Origin of the sequence: Caulobacter sp. UC70_42 (assembly GCF_044056025.1) — a bacterium.
Taxonomy (GTDB): domain Bacteria; phylum Pseudomonadota; class Alphaproteobacteria; order Caulobacterales; family Caulobacteraceae; genus Caulobacter.
In genome coordinates, this window is the sequence record NZ_CP171994.1 from 5,416,376 (window position 1) to 5,429,823 (window position 13,448).

The 13,448-nt window shown below is 68.2% G+C and carries 10 protein-coding genes and 3 pseudogenes; 5 read left to right on the plus strand and 8 right to left on the minus strand.

Annotated features, from left to right (window positions below; translation table 11 throughout):
- Positions 1 to 116: 116 nt before the first annotated feature.
- The 3 genes and pseudogenes from ACHMW8_RS27350 to ACHMW8_RS27360 form a co-directional block, all read right to left on the minus strand.
- The gene (locus ACHMW8_RS27350) at positions 117 to 1,169 is read right to left on the minus strand and encodes a hypothetical protein (RefSeq protein ID WP_395444399.1); all 1,053 of its coding nucleotides are present in this window, start codon (positions 1,167 to 1,169) and stop codon (positions 117 to 119) included.
- A 213-nt stretch (positions 1,170 to 1,382) separates the two neighbouring features.
- Positions 1,383 to 2,246 carry a dienelactone hydrolase family protein gene (locus tag ACHMW8_RS27355; RefSeq protein ID WP_395444400.1) on the minus strand — a complete coding sequence of 288 codons (864 nt, stop codon included), beginning with the start codon at positions 2,244 to 2,246 and terminating at the stop codon, positions 1,383 to 1,385.
- 64 nt (positions 2,247 to 2,310) lie between these two features.
- A pseudogene (locus tag ACHMW8_RS27360) lies at positions 2,311 to 3,339 on the minus strand (N(4)-(beta-N-acetylglucosaminyl)-L-asparaginase).
- 55 nt (positions 3,340 to 3,394) lie between these two features.
- Between ACHMW8_RS27360 and ACHMW8_RS27365 the strand changes: the two are divergent.
- Positions 3,395 to 4,133: pseudogene (locus ACHMW8_RS27365) on the plus strand (copper homeostasis protein CutC).
- A gap of 62 nt (positions 4,134 to 4,195) precedes the next feature.
- Here the strand turns inward: ACHMW8_RS27365 and ACHMW8_RS27370 are convergent.
- From ACHMW8_RS27370 to ACHMW8_RS27380, 3 genes are read right to left on the minus strand one after another with little or no spacing between them, the layout of a single operon-like run.
- Complete coding sequence (locus tag ACHMW8_RS27370) at positions 4,196 to 5,359, minus strand: glutathionylspermidine synthase family protein (RefSeq protein WP_395444401.1); 1,164 nt, start codon at positions 5,357 to 5,359, stop codon at positions 4,196 to 4,198.
- The gene (locus tag ACHMW8_RS27375) at positions 5,359 to 6,117 is read right to left on the minus strand and encodes a PspA/IM30 family protein (RefSeq protein ID WP_395444402.1); all 759 of its coding nucleotides are present in this window, start codon (positions 6,115 to 6,117) and stop codon (positions 5,359 to 5,361) included. The genes ACHMW8_RS27370 and ACHMW8_RS27375 overlap by 1 nt, the downstream gene beginning before the upstream one ends.
- Positions 6,118 to 6,139: 22 nt before the next feature.
- The gene (locus ACHMW8_RS27380) at positions 6,140 to 6,811 is read right to left on the minus strand and encodes a YjfI family protein (RefSeq protein ID WP_395444403.1); all 672 of its coding nucleotides are present in this window, start codon (positions 6,809 to 6,811) and stop codon (positions 6,140 to 6,142) included.
- A gap of 215 nt (positions 6,812 to 7,026) precedes the next feature.
- On the opposite strand from ACHMW8_RS27380, the gene ACHMW8_RS27385 reads away from it, so the two are divergent.
- The 4 genes from ACHMW8_RS27385 (at position 7,027) to ACHMW8_RS27400 (ending at position 9,380) form a co-directional block, all read left to right on the plus strand.
- Entirely contained in the window at positions 7,027 to 7,674 is a 648-nt protein-coding gene (locus ACHMW8_RS27385) for a YjfK family protein (RefSeq protein WP_395444404.1), read from the plus strand.
- 12 nt (positions 7,675 to 7,686) lie between these two features.
- Positions 7,687 to 8,100: a DUF350 domain-containing protein gene (locus tag ACHMW8_RS27390; RefSeq protein WP_125159402.1), complete on the plus strand. Its 414-nt coding sequence runs from the start codon at positions 7,687 to 7,689 to the stop codon at positions 8,098 to 8,100.
- A gap of 11 nt (positions 8,101 to 8,111) precedes the next feature.
- Positions 8,112 to 8,750, plus strand: coding sequence for a DUF1190 domain-containing protein (locus ACHMW8_RS27395; RefSeq protein ID WP_395444405.1), 639 nt, complete (start codon positions 8,112 to 8,114; stop codon positions 8,748 to 8,750).
- Positions 8,751 to 8,852: 102 nt separating this feature from the next.
- On the plus strand, positions 8,853 to 9,380 hold the full coding sequence (locus ACHMW8_RS27400) for a hypothetical protein (RefSeq protein ID WP_395444406.1): 528 nt from the start codon (positions 8,853 to 8,855) through the stop codon (positions 9,378 to 9,380).
- Here the strand turns inward: ACHMW8_RS27400 and ACHMW8_RS27405 are convergent.
- Both ACHMW8_RS27405 and ACHMW8_RS27410 read right to left on the minus strand, forming a co-directional pair.
- On the minus strand, positions 9,377 to 9,874 hold the full coding sequence (locus tag ACHMW8_RS27405) for a low molecular weight protein-tyrosine-phosphatase (RefSeq protein ID WP_395444407.1): 498 nt from the start codon (positions 9,872 to 9,874) through the stop codon (positions 9,377 to 9,379). The genes ACHMW8_RS27400 and ACHMW8_RS27405 overlap by 4 nt on opposite strands.
- Positions 9,859 to 13,441: pseudogene (locus ACHMW8_RS27410) on the minus strand (hydantoinase B/oxoprolinase family protein). The gene ACHMW8_RS27405 and the pseudogene ACHMW8_RS27410 overlap by 16 nt, the downstream one beginning before the upstream one ends.
- Positions 13,442 to 13,448 lie beyond the last annotated feature (7 nt).

Consider the following 13,448-nt stretch of genomic DNA (forward strand, 5'->3'; position numbering starts at 1 on the left):
AGGCGCAGCAGGCCCTGGGCGAAGGCGCGTTCATCAAGGGTGCGAATGGAGATCATGGAACAACGATCGATTAAATAGGTAGCTTCCTATCTAAATTAGATAGCATCCTACCTATCTCATCGCAAGGGCGGCGCCGCTCGAGTCTTGCGCCGCTCATTGGGAGGCGGCTCAGAGGGGCGGTGGGCCATCCCGCCAGCGCGGCCAGTCGGCGACGATGTGGTCCACGACGCGCGCGCCGACCACGCCGATATTGGCGACGGTCTCGGCGAAGCCGCCGGCTGTTTGCCCCGGCGCCGGGTCGAGATGCTGCAGGTTGTTTCACCCGGAGCGCCCTGGTCGAAGTTGACCGCCCCGCGCAGGCTCAAGATGCGCCCAGTTCCCCATTGGCGCTTGATCACCAGGGCCAGGGCGGCGGCCTCCATCTCGGTGATCACATAGTCGTCGGCGCCGTAGAGCTTGGCGATGGACTGGGCCTCCTTCGACAGGCCGGGACCGTGGAAGAATGTGTCGCCGGTCATGTGCGTGCCGACCATGACGGAGGGCGCCGCGCGCGCCCGAGCGCCGGCATAGCGCATGCGGTAGCGGCGGGCGTCGTCGCTGTCCTGCATGGGAGCGCCCCTGGACAACCGCACGGCCCAGCCGACCAGGATCGGGTCGAGCTTGAAGCGGCGATACTCCTCGTAGCCGGCGCGCGGCATGAAGGTCGGCGCGCCGGGCGTGTTCTCTTCGGGCGCCCAGCGATGGCCGAGGTCATAGTCGACCAGCCAGGTCGCCCAGGAAACGTCGCCGATCGTCCCGCGCGAAGGCGGCGTCCCGCCGACGCCGCTGAGGACGAAATAGGTCTGTGAAAAGTCGTAGGCCGGATCCAGCAGGATGGCCTGCATCGAGGCCGACGCATTGACCTTGCCCATGCCCAGGGTCGAGCCGCAGACCCCGTCGGGGTTGCAGTAGACGGGCTTCAGAGCGCCCCTCACGGTCCTGGGCGCGCTCTGGCGCCAGTAGCGCTCGTACCAGGGCTGGAACTCGCCGGCGCGGTCGCCGGTGTTCTCGCCGATCTCGAACATGGCGGCGACGAAGACCTTGACCTTGATCGGGGCGGTGGCGGGAACCTGCGCCCTGGCGCCGCCCGCGAGGGCAAGCGCGGCGAGAACGGCGGCCAGCAGTCTCACGCGTTGGCTCCGGCTATCTGGACGTCCTGTCGGGCGGCGGTGTCAGTCATGGCTCGACGCTATCGATGCATCGTCCGGATGCGTCAACGCCCACGACGACGGGGCGGCGGAGTTCCAGTCGCGAGGACAGGTCCTGCCTTTTCTCTGCGCGATTTCGAGGCTGTTCATCGCGCCTCCCTCCCCGTCCGGCGAGAGAGGCGCGACGCGACGTTCCTAGGCCAGCGCCTTCTTGTACAGCGCCAGCAGGTTGCTCCAGGCCGTCTCGGCGGCGGCCTCGCTGTAGACTTGGCTGCCTTTCACCGTCCAACCGTGAGCGGCGCCGGCGAAGACCTCGACCTGGGCCGGCCGCTTGGCGGCCTCGAAGGCGGCCTTCAGCTTGTCCTTGGCGGTCGGGTCCTGCTTGTCGTCGTTGTCGGCGATCTCGATCAGGTATGCGGCCTGGGTTTTGGGGATCAGCAGGTGCGGGCTGTCCTCCTTGTCCGTGACCAGACCGCCGCCGTGGAAGCTGGCGACCGCGCCGATCCTGGCCGGGACGGCGGCGGCCGTGCGGAACGACAGCGGACCGCCCATGCAGTAGCCCTGCACGCCGGCCTTCTTGGCCTTGTCGGTCTTGGCCTGCGCGTCGAGAAAGGCGATGTAGGCGGCCGCGTCCTTGAACGTGCCCTCCGTGGTCACCGAGGCGCGCAGCGGCGTCAGCTTGGCGCGATCGTCGGGGTTGGCGAAGTTGAACGTCCCCTCGACCACCGGCGCCTTCTTGACGCGGTAATAGAGGTTGGGGACCAGCACCACATAGCCGGCCGCGGCCAGGCGGCGGCCCATGTCGCGGAACACCGGCCGCAGGCTCATGACGTCGGGCCACAGCAGCACCGCCGGGTACTTGCCCTTGGCCTTCGGGTAGAAGAGCGCCGCGTCGGCCACGCCATCCGGCGTCTTCACCTCGACGTCCTTTTCCTCGACCGTGTCGTCGGCGCGGGCGACCGTGGCGGCGCCGGTGGCCGCGACCGTCAGCAGACCGAAGGCGCGACGCGAAAGGCGGGGATCGTGAACGAGGCCTGGGTGGATGTCGTCATCGCACATGGCGGTCTCCTCCGAATGGTTGGGCCGGCACGCTATAACCACGTTCTGCCGCCGCCTACCCTCTTTAGGAGGTGAGTTGGTACGTGGCTTTGCCGGGCAGCAGCAGGTCCTGCTTCTTGCCGTCGCACAGGGCGTAGCTGAAGCCGCTCTGGATCGCCCAGGCTCCGACCTCGCCCTGCTTGTTGACGGCCAGGAAGCCAACCTGGAATTCCTTGGCGTTCGGCTTTTTCTTCAGGATGCGCTCGACGGCCTCGCGGCAGGCGGCCTCGGGCGAGCGGCCCTGGCGCATCAGCTCCACGACCAGGAAGCTGCCGACATTGCGGATCACCTCCTCGCCGACCCCGGTCGATGTGGCGCGCCGACCTCGTTGTCGACATAGAGACCCGCGCCGATGATCGGACTATCCCCTACCCGGCCGCGCATCTTCCAGGCCATGCCGCTGGTCGTGCAGGCGCCGGCGATGTTTCCCTTGGCGTCGATGGCCAGCATGCCGATGGTGTCGTGGTTGTTGGCCCCGCCCGGCGTGCCCAACTGGCCGGAAGTCTTGCCGTAGTCGCCGACCTCGCTATTGGCCTTGGGCTGGTACTTGGCGTCCTTCTTCCAAGCTTCCCAGGCGATCCTGGATTCCGGGGTCAGCAACTCCTCACGCGGGAAGCCCTGCTCGAGCGCGAACTGCAGGGCCCCGGCGCCGACCAGCATCACGTGCGGGGTCTTCTCCATGACCTTGCGCGCCACCGAGATCGGGTGGGCGATGTGCTCCAGGGCCGCGACCGCGCCGCAGTTGCCCAGCTCGTCCATGATGCAGGCGTCCAGCGAGACATGGCCGTCGCGGTCGGGATAGCCAGCGCGACCGACGCTGTGGTTCTTCAGGTCCTGCTCGGGCACGCGCGCGCCGGCCTCGAACGGCGTCCAGCGCCCGACCGCCCTTGGACAGCACCGCCCAGGCGGCCTGGTTGGCGGCCACGCCGAAGTCCCACGTGGAGATGACGCACGGCCCGTCCAGCTTGACGCCGCCCTCCGCGGCGGACGCCTTGGCGCCCAGCATCGCCGATCCGACCAGGGAGGCGCCGATCAGGCCTCTACGATTCATCATGCTCGTGTGCTCCAACAAGATCGCGCGAATCCCTAGCACGACCTGGAGCAGGACCATGACCGCCGACCGCATTCTTCTGGAAGTCTGTGTCGACACGCCCGCCGGACTGGCGGCGGCGATCGCCGGCGGCGCGGATCGGATCGAACTTTGCGCGGCGCTGGCGCTGCAGGGCCTGACCCCGGCGCCCGGCCTGATGGCTCAGGCGGCGAAAGCGCCGATCCCGATCTATCCGATGATCCGCCCACGGAATGGAGACTTCTGCTACGACGCCGGCGATCTGGATCACATGCGGCGGGATATCGACGCGGTGCGGGAATACGGCCTCGCGGGCGTCGTCATCGGGGCCAACCTGCCCGATGGCCAGCTGGACCTGGACGCGTTGGAAATGCTGGTCGAGCACAGCCAGGGGCTGGGCCTGAGCCTGCATCGCGCGTTCGACCTCGTTCCCCGAACAGTCCGTGGCCTTGGAAGCCGCGATCGCCCTCGGCTTCGAGCGGGTGCTGACCTCTGGCGGCGCCCTGACAGCGCAGGCGGGCGCGGAACGGATCGCCGAACTGGTGCGACAGGCCGACGGACGCATCGGCATCCTGGCCGGCGCGGGCGTGCGGCCATCGAACGTGGCCGAACTGGTGCGGCGGACCGGCGTGCGCGAGGTGCACGGCTCGTTTGGAGGTCAGATCCCGGGAGCGGCTCCGCGATCGAGGCTCAGCGAGATGGGCTTCGTGCCGCCGGAACTGCGGGACACGGATGAGGCAGCCGTCGCGGAAGCGGCGCGGATCCTCCGCGATCTCTGAAACAGATGGCGAGCACCACGCCTTGTCCTGCCCCTGAGCTTGTCGCGGTCGAGGTTCGGCCCCTAGCCCTCGATGATATGCGGGATGAACCGCGAGCGGTCCCGCGTCACCCGGCCGCGGTCCTCGCGCACGCCGATGCCGGCGGGCTGGTCGCCGATCACCCAGGAGCCCACCACCGGATAGTTCACGCCGAACTTGGGCGGGGCTTTAAGTTCCTGGCGGATCCAGCCTTCCTCGCCATAACCCTGGTCCAGCACCCGACCCTTGCGGCCGTCCTTCCAGAGCTCGACATTGGCGCCCTCGCGGCTGAACAAAGGCTTGCGGGCGTAGCTGTTGCCCAACCGCTCGACCTTGGGATCGTCGTCGAAATAGGTCTCGAGCAGGTTCGGGTGGCCCGGATGGCGCTCCCATAGCAGAGGCAGCAGCGCCTTGTTCGACAGCACCGCCTTCCACGGCGGCTCCAGGAACAGGGTCTTGGAGGCCGCGATATTGGCCGCGTAAGGCTCGCGCAGCATGTCTTCCCAGGGGTACAGCTTGAACATCGCGCCGACGATGTAGTTGTCCTGGTCGACGAAGCGGCCGTCGGCGTCGAGGCCGATCTGCGTCATCGGCACGAACTTCGGCTCCAGGCCCGCCAGCCTGGCCATGTCCTCCAGGAACCGAACGGTCTGGCGGTCCTCAACGAAGTCGGGATCGCTGGCGAAGTGGACGAAGCCGCCGTTCGGGAAGATCGCCTTGAAGCGGTCGGCCAACTGGTCGTGCAGGCTGTTGAACTGGTCCGTGCTCTCCGGGAGCAGACCCTGCTGGATCAGATCCTCAAGCCACAACCACTGGAACACGCCGGCCTCATAGATGCTGGTCGGGGTGTCGGCGTTGTACTCGTAGAGTTTGGGCGGCTCGGCCCCGTCGTAGAAGAAGTCGAAGCGGCCGTAGAGCGAGGGGTCACGCGCCTTCCACGAGGCGGCGACCAGATCGCGCGAGGCGTCCGGGATCCGCAGCTTGGCCATCAGGGCGTCGCTCTTCACCGCGTCGTCGACGAAATCGAGACACAGCTTGTGCAGCGCCTCGGTCGCGGGCTCCAGATGGCCCTCGACCTCCTCCAGCGTGAAGGCGTAGGCGGCCCGCTCGTCCCAGTAGCGACGACCGTCGGCGTGATGCCAGGTGAAGCCGACCGCCTCGGCCTTGGACTTCCAGTCCGGCCGAGGCGTCAGGGTGAGACGGCGCATCAGGCGTCCGAACCGCCCTTATTGACCTTCACCTTGTCCTCGATGGCCAGCATCGGGGCTGGCAGAGCCTCGTCCTTCGGGGCCATCAGGCGGGCCAGCACGTCCTCGGCGCCGCCGCCGCCCGGCAGGATGCCTGCGGCCGCCAGCTTGGCGTCCAGATCCGCGCCGGTCTTGCGGTCTTCCGACTCGCTATGCAGCCGGAACTGCTCCTCGCGGACCGACTGGCGCTCCTTGATGCGCTTGAGACTGTCGGCCGCCGAGCCGACGACGCCGCTGGCCGAGCCCGAACGCGAGATCACGGCGGCCTGAGCCTTCTGGACGCTCTCGTTGACCTTCACGATCTCGATTTCGCGGCGCAGGGCTTCGACCTTGGTGTCGGTCTGGGCGATGATCGTGCGCAGCTTTTCCTCGGCCGCGCGCAGCTCGTTCATCTGCGTGGCCTTCTGGCCGGCGTCCTTCTCGAGATCGGCGATGCGCTGGGCGACTTCCAGGGCCAGCGCCTGGTCGCCCTTGTTCATCGCCGCGCGGGCCGAGGACTCGTACTTGCGCGACTGATCGGTCAGCTGAGCGACCTCGGTCTCCAGCGAACGGCGGCGAGCGACCAGCTTGGCCAGCTCGTCCCGGGCCTTGCCCTGGGCGTTGTCGGCGTCGCGGATTTCCTGGTCCAGAATTCGTAGCGCGTTGGCGTCCACGATGGTTTGGGCGCCGTCATGGGCCGTACCGCGAAAGAGCGCCGAGAGCTTGCTCCAGATCGACATTCGAAGGTCTCCAGGTCTCTAGTTAAGCGGCCGACGCGCGGCTTTTTTCGAAGGTGTCGCGCAGGTCGCTGGCGGCGGCGATGGCGTTGTCGGCCAGGGTGCGCAGCTCGATGATCAGCGTCTGCAGGGTGGTCTTGGACGAGATCTCGCCCATCAGCTCGTAATAGTCACGACCGTCGACGCTGGTGATGCCGAAATTCGACAGCGGCACGATCTTCTGGGCCTTGAGCAGGAACTCGTTGAAGGCCGCGCGGTCGTTCTGCTCGTCGCAGGGCCACAACAGGGTCGATACGACCAGTTGCAGCTCGCCGCCGCTGACATAGATCGGCAGATCGCCGAACTCGTGCATCGTGACCTGAAGCACGGGCTCGACGCCCTCGACGACGGTGGCGGTCAACTCGCCCTCGCGCACGAGGGCGCTTTCCACCAGCGCGTCGCGCAAGTTGTGGATCGTCCAGGCGGTGTCGATAACGGAGTCCATGTGTCTGACGCCCTTGGGGGGATGGGGGTTGGTTGCCAGGGTCGGCCCACGGACCGACTCGACGACGATGGCTTGGACGGCCGAAAGGATGTCGGCCTTGCACGCCGCCGGCGCCCAGACTTCGATCTTTACGAAGCCGGCGTTCCGACGGGCTTCGCGCCACGCTCGGGTTCTTTCAGCGGCCTGGGCGCTTCGGGTCGGTTTGGCAGGCATGCGTTACATGTACGCATAACATGTACGCTTGACAAGGCGTCGTTCAGCGTCATGCTGCGCATTAGTTCACCCCCGAGCGCGGCTCGCCACGCTCAGTGCGCCTGGGCCCGACCTTGTTCCTTGAACAGGGCCGGGGCAAGCGCCGCCGTCGGGCAATTCGGCGTCGCTTGTCAGATAAGCGGCCCGAGCAGGTTTTTGAGGGCACGCGCACCGCGATGTTCGGAAAGCTTTTCGGCAACAAAGGCGGCGAGGCCAGATCCGCCCTGCCCGTGATCCGCAATGTCACGATCGGCCGGACCGTGGTGCTGGATCCGCTGGCCTGGCGCCGGTTCGGAGCCGAGACCAAGTTCGCCCTCGACCGCGACACGCTGGAGATCACCGCCCAGGGCCTGATCCAGCTGAACGATGGCGCGTTCGTGCACCGCTTCTATACGGATGACGAGATCCTTTTCCAGGTCGTCTCGGACGACCGCGAGGGTCAGAAGGCCAACGACTTCACTGTCTTCGTCCCATGGGCCAGCGAGTATCCCGCCGACCGCGCCGACCGCGACCTCTGGACCCAGCGCCTGCGCGCCCGCACGTTCCAGCCCGAGAGCCTGCCCGCCTACACCCGCCTGTGGTTCGGCGACGAGGCCGCCGAGCAGGATCCCGTGACCCTCTGGGAGGACGTCTATTACGACCGCGACGCCTCGCGGCCCGACCGACGGCTGTTCCAGACCACCATGCTGTTCAACCGCGACCTCGCCGGCGGCGACGGGCGCGAACTCCTGCTGGCGCTCACGCTGGAGCCCGAGGACAGCAAGGACGTGAGCCACGAGACGATGATCGGCCTGCCGCTGTCGGTGGGTGAGTTCCGAGCCTGAGGGGCCAACGCGATGTTCGACTTCACCGGATTCCAGGACGGCGCGACGGCGTTTCTGCTCGCCTTCGTCGTGGCGGGCCTGTTCACCATCGCCTTCAAGTACATCTACCAGTGGATCACGCCCTACAACGAGAAAGCGTTGATCCGGGCCGGCAACGTGACGGCCGCCATCGCCCTGGCTGGCGCGCTGGTCGGCTACGCCCTGCCCCTGGCCTCGGCGCTCAGCCACACGGTCAGCCTGCCGGAGTTCGCCGCCTGGGCCACGGTGGCCGGCGTCGTTCAAATCTCCGCCTTCAGCATCGTGCGTCTGGTCGCCCTGCGCGACGTCCAGGTCCGCGTTGAAAACAACGAGATCGCGATCGGCGTCTACCTGGCCGGCATCTCCATCGTGGTCGGCCTGCTCAACGCCGCCTGCATGACCTCCTGAGGACCTGAGCGATGACCCCGCGCAAACGCTCGAGCTCGCTGAAGCTGACCACCATGCTGGCCGGCGCCACGGCCCTGACCCTGTCCGGGTGCGACGAACCCGCGGGCCAGGCCAGCTGGGATCCCAACAAGGGCGAGCAGGTCGAGGCCTTCAGCTACAAGACCCTGGAAGAGTGCAAGGCGGCCAACGAGGTCTCCGACGCCCAGTGCGACACTTCCTACGCCGCCGCCCAGAAGGACGACGCCAAGGACGCCCCGCGCTTCGAGGCCCGCGCCTCGTGCGAGGAGGTCTACGGCGCCGGCAACTGCGTGCCGCGCAGCTACAACAACGGCGGCAACTTCTTCACGCCCCTGCTGGCCGGCTTCGTGATCGGCCGGATGCTGGACGGCGGCGGTTATCGCGGCACCGGCCTCTATCGCCAGGACGACCGCTATGGCGGCGGCTACTACTCGACCTGGGGCGGACGCCTGGGCCGCGACTACAGCACTGGCCGCACGGTCATCAGTCGCGACAGCATCGACCCGCCGGACGCGATCCGCAACGCGCCGCCCAAGGTCCAGACTCGCACCTCCGTGGTCTCGCGCGGCGGCTTCGGCGGCGGTCGCAGCTACGCCCACAGCGGCAGCTATAAGGGCGGCTTCGGCGGCTAGGTCGGCCGATGTATTTTTGCGATTGACTCGCAACTACACTTCCCGTCTAGTTGCGATGTGTTCGCAAGAACGCGTCGGGCCGCTCACCGAGATCGGTTCGCCATGGCGGGTGTCGGCCCCCTGCCCGGCGAGGAGATTTCCGGCGTGCGGCCCGACCCTTTCTCAGAGACCCACCTGAATCACTGCGGCCCGGTCGGCCTTGCCGAAGGCGAGCGGATCCTGCTCTGGATGCTGCGCCAATGGGTCACCGCCCGCGTTCTGGGCGAGGAGCCCGGTCAACGCCTGTCGAAGAAGGCCGGCGCCTTGGTCTCGCCCCGCGTGGCCGCCGCCTTCATCCTCATGATGAGCGCCATAGAGGGCCAGGTCCGCCGGCCGCTCTGCGTCTCCGCGCCCTGCTGCAAGGGCTACGCCGACGACGAGCAACGCCTGATCACCGCCTGCGGGGTCTGCCCCGCCTCGCCAGAGATCGCCGGTCGACTGATCGAGGGCCTGGTGATCACGCCCGAGAGCGTCACGGTGATGGCCCGGTTCCTGAATACGGCGTTGGCCAACGATGGCATGGCCTTGCCGATGCGGTTCGACGAGCCAGCGGTGGTGGTTTCGCACGCGCACCGACCGACGCTGCACTAGCTTCGAGACCAACCCTCGTGCGCCAGCCGCCGCGCCAACGCTTGGGCCGCCAGCACGACGTCGCTCCAAGTCACGTCGAACCCGGCGTCGTCGCCGTAGTAGGGATCGGCGACGGCCCGGCCGCGATGGCCCTCCACCAGATCCAGCAACAGCCCGACCTCCGCAGTCGAGTCGGGCGGCGCGACTCGCATCAGACCGCGCAGGTTGTCGTGATCCAGGGCGTAGATGTGGGTGAAGGTGCGGAAGTCGTCGGGCTTCACCTGGCGCGCCTTCAGGCCGCCGATGTCGACGCCGTTGCGCCGCGCCACCGCGATCGCCCGCGGATCCGGCGGATCGCCCCTGTGCCAGTCGCCCGTCCCGGCGCTGTCGACCGTGACCTCCAGGCCCAGGCGCTCGGCTTCGACCCGGAAAGCGCCCTCGGCCAGGGGCGAGCGACAGATGTTGCCCATGCAGACGAACAGCACGGAAGCCTTGGCCATCAGACGTCTCCCCAACCACCGCCGCCCGGCGTCTCGATGACGATGGCGTCCCCCGCGCCGACCTCCACGAGATCGGTGGCCGCCATCGGCCGGATCGTTCCGTCGGCGCGCTCGACCCACGCCTTGCCGACCGCGCCCGGGCCGCCGCCCTGAAGGCCGAACGGCGGCACGCGGCGGCGGTTGGACAGCAAGGTCGCGGTCATCGGCTCGCGGAAGCCGATCCTGCGCACCACGCCGTCGCCGCCGCGATGGGCGCCCTGCCCGCCAGACCCGCGCCGGATCGAGAACGCCTCGACCAGTACGGGATAGCGGGTCTCCAGCACCTCGGGATCGGTCAGGCGGCTGTTGGTCATGTGGGTCTGGACCGCGTCGGTCCCGGCGAGGTTCGGCCCCGCGCCCGAGCCGCCGCAGATGGTCTCGTAGTACTGTCGCCGCTCGTCGCCGAAGGTGAAGTTGTTCATCGTTCCCTGCGCCCCAGCCATAACGCCCAAGGCGCCATAGAGGGCGTCGACCACCACCTGGCTGGTCTCGACATTGCCGGCCACCACCGCCGCCGGATAGCGCGGCCGCAGCATCGAGCCCTCGGGAATGACCAGCTCGACCGGCCGCAGGCAGCCGTCGTTCATCGGGATCTCGTCGTCGACCAGGGTGCGGAAGACGTAGAGCGCCGCCGCGCGACAGATCGAGGCCGGGGCGTTGAAGTTGGTCGGGACCTGGTCGCTGGTGCCGGTGAAGTCGACGCGGGCGGCGCGAGTCCGCTGGTCGACCGTGACGGTCACCTTCACAACCGAACCGTCGTCCAGTTCATAGGCGAACGCCCCGCCCTTCAGGGTCGCCAGCACGCGGCGGACGGCTTCCTCGGCATTGTCCTGGACATGGGCCGTATAGGCCTCGAACGACCTCCTGGCCGAACTCGGCGACCATGGAGGTCAGCGCCTCGGCGCCGCGGGCGCAGGCGGCGATCTGGGCCTTGAGGTCGCCGATGTTCTGGTCGGGATTGCGCGCCGGCCACTTGCCCGAGGCGAGCAAAGCCCGCGTCTCCGCCTCCAGGAACCGCCCGCCCTCGACCAGCAGGAAGTTCTCGATCAGGACGCCCTCTTCCTCGACCGTCCTGCTGGTCGGCGGCATCGAGCCCGGCGTGATGCCGCCGATATCGCCCTGGTGCCCGCGCGCGGCGACGTAGAACAGCAGGGCTTGGCTTTTGTCGAACACCGGCATGACCACCGTCATATCCGGCAGGTGGGTGCCGCCCTTGTAGGGGGCGTTCAGCATGTAGACGTCGCCGGGCCGCAGGCCCCGGCCGTCGCCCTCGCGCGCGTCACGGATCGCCCGCACGCTATCGCCCATCGAACCCAGGTGCACCGGCATGTGCGGAGCGTTGGCGATCAGGTTTCCGTCACGGTCGAACAGGGCGCAGGAGAAGTCGAGCCGCTCCTTGATGTTCACCGAATAGGCCGTGTTCTGCAGGGCGAAACCCATCTCCTCGGCCACGGCCATGAAGAGATTGTTGAACACCTCCAGCATGACCGGGTCGGCCTCGGTCCCGATGGCCTTGCGGGCCGGCAGGGCGACGACGCGGTCGAGGATCAGGTTCAGGCGGGCGTCGACCGTGGCGCGCCAGCCGGGCTCGACGACCGTCGTGCCGGTGGCTTCGCGAATGATGGCGGGGCCCAGGACCTCGGCGCCGACGGCCAGGGCTTCGCGGTCGAAGACCGGCGTCGTACGATTGGCGCCCGCCATCCGCGTTTCGACGGTGGCCAGCGGCGTGGGTTCGTCCTTGGACGGGCCGGCCTCAAGATCCGGCGCTGAACCAGCGTCCGAATGACCGATCGCCTCGACCGACAGCGTTTCGACCACCAAAGGCGTCGTCGGCGAGGTGAAACCGAAGCGGCGTTGATGCAGCGCTTCGAAGTCTTCGCGAATGGAGTCCGCGTCGCCGAATGGCGTGACCAGAGGCGTATCCGTCCCGGCGTATTTCACCCGCAGGCTGGCGACGGTCTCGACCGAGGCCATCGGCACGTCCTGCGCGCGCAGGGCGGCTTCGGCCTCAGTCGCCAGCGCCTTGGCGCGGTCAGGCAGATCGCCGGCCGCATCCAACGGCCGCTCCACCGTCTCCTCGCGAATGAGGCGCAGGTCGGCCAAGCCCATGCCGTAGGCCGAGAGGACACCCGCGAACGGGTGGACCATCACCTTGGTCATGCCCAGGGCGTCGGCCACCAGGCAGGCGTGCTGCCCGCCCGCCCCGCCGAAACAGGCCAGGACATAGCGGGTGACGTCGTAGCCGCGCTGGATGGAGATCTGCCGCACGGCCTTGGCCATGTTCTCAACGGCGATGGTGACGAAGCCTTCGGCGACCTCCTGCGGGGCCATAGCCTTGCCTGTAGCGGCTTCAATCTCCGCGCTGACCGCCTCGAAACCCCTCGAAACGGCCTCGGCGTCCAGCGGTTGGTCGGCGTTCGGCCCGAACACCCTGGGGAAGAACTCCGGCCGCAGCTTGCCCAGCATGACGTTGCAGTCAGTGACCGTCAGCGGTCCGCCCCGACGATAGGCCGCCGGTCCCGGGACCGCGCCGGCCGAGGCCGGGCCCACGCGCAGCCGCGCGCCGTCGAACGAACAGATCGAGCCCCCGCCGGCCGCCACGGTATGGATGTTCATCATCGGGGCGCGCATCCGCACGCCGGCCACCACGGTCTCGAAGGCCCGCTCGTACTGGCCGGCATAGTGGCAGACATCGGTCGAGGTGCCGCCCATGTCGAAGCCGATGACACGATCAAAGCCGGCCTCGCCCGCCGTCCGCGCCATGCCGACCACGCCGCCCGCCGGGCCGGACAGAATGGCGTCCTTGCCTCGGAAGGCCCGAGCGTCGGTCAGCCCGCCATTCGACTGCATGAACAGCAGCCGGGTGTCATGGCCCAGCGCATCGGCCACCTGGTCGACATAGCGGCGCAGGATCGGCGACAGGTAGGCGTCGACCACCGTCGTGTCGCCGCGCCCGACCAGCTTCATCAGCGGGCTGACCTCATGGCTGACCGACACCTGGGTGAAGCCGATCTCGCGCGCGATCGCGGCGACCCGCGCCTCGTGGTCGGTGAAGCGGAAGCCGTGCAGCAGCACGATGGCGATGGCGCGGAAGCCTTCGTCGAAAGCCGCTTGCAGGCTCGCCCGCGCCGCGCCCTCGTCCAGCGGCCGCAGCGTCTGCCCCTCGACGCTCATCCGCTCGTCAATCTCGACGACGCGGTCGTAGAGCGCTTCCGGCTTGACGATGTGGCGCTCGAACAGCTTGGGCCGCGCCTGGTAGCCGATCCGCAAGGCGTCGGCGTGACCCGCTGTGATCGCCAGGACCGTAGGCTCGCCCTTGCGCTCGAGCAGGGCGTTGGTGGCGACGGTGGTGCCCATCTTCACCGCATCGATGACCGCCCCCTCGGGGAGCAGCGCCCGAACGCCCGCGACGGCGGCGTCGGCATAGTGCTCGGGATTTTCCGACAGCAACTTGTGGGTGACCAACGCGCCGTCGGGCCGCCGCGCGACGATGTCGGTGAAGGTGCCGCCCCGGTCGATCCAGAATTCCCAGCCGCGCGGGATCTTGAGT

Excerpts from the sequence above, each read along its gene's own strand:
- ACHMW8_RS27355 (WP_395444400.1), bottom strand. The coding sequence starts at position 2,246 with ATGTGCGATGACGACATCCACCCAGGCCTCGTTCACGATCCCCGCCTT.
- ACHMW8_RS27370 (WP_395444401.1), bottom strand. The coding sequence starts at position 5,359 with ATGCGCCGTCTCACCCTGACGCCTCGGCCGGACTGGAAGTCCAAGGCC.
- ACHMW8_RS27375 (WP_395444402.1), bottom strand. The coding sequence starts at position 6,117 with ATGTCGATCTGGAGCAAGCTCTCGGCGCTCTTTCGCGGTACGGCCCAT.
- ACHMW8_RS27380 (WP_395444403.1), bottom strand. The coding sequence starts at position 6,811 with ATGCCTGCCAAACCGACCCGAAGCGCCCAGGCCGCTGAAAGAACCCGA.
- ACHMW8_RS27385 (WP_395444404.1), top strand. The coding sequence starts at position 7,027 with ATGTTCGGAAAGCTTTTCGGCAACAAAGGCGGCGAGGCCAGATCCGCC.
- ACHMW8_RS27390 (WP_125159402.1), top strand. The coding sequence starts at position 7,687 with ATGTTCGACTTCACCGGATTCCAGGACGGCGCGACGGCGTTTCTGCTC.
- ACHMW8_RS27395 (WP_395444405.1), top strand. The coding sequence starts at position 8,112 with ATGACCCCGCGCAAACGCTCGAGCTCGCTGAAGCTGACCACCATGCTG.
- ACHMW8_RS27400 (WP_395444406.1), top strand. The coding sequence starts at position 8,853 with ATGGCGGGTGTCGGCCCCCTGCCCGGCGAGGAGATTTCCGGCGTGCGG.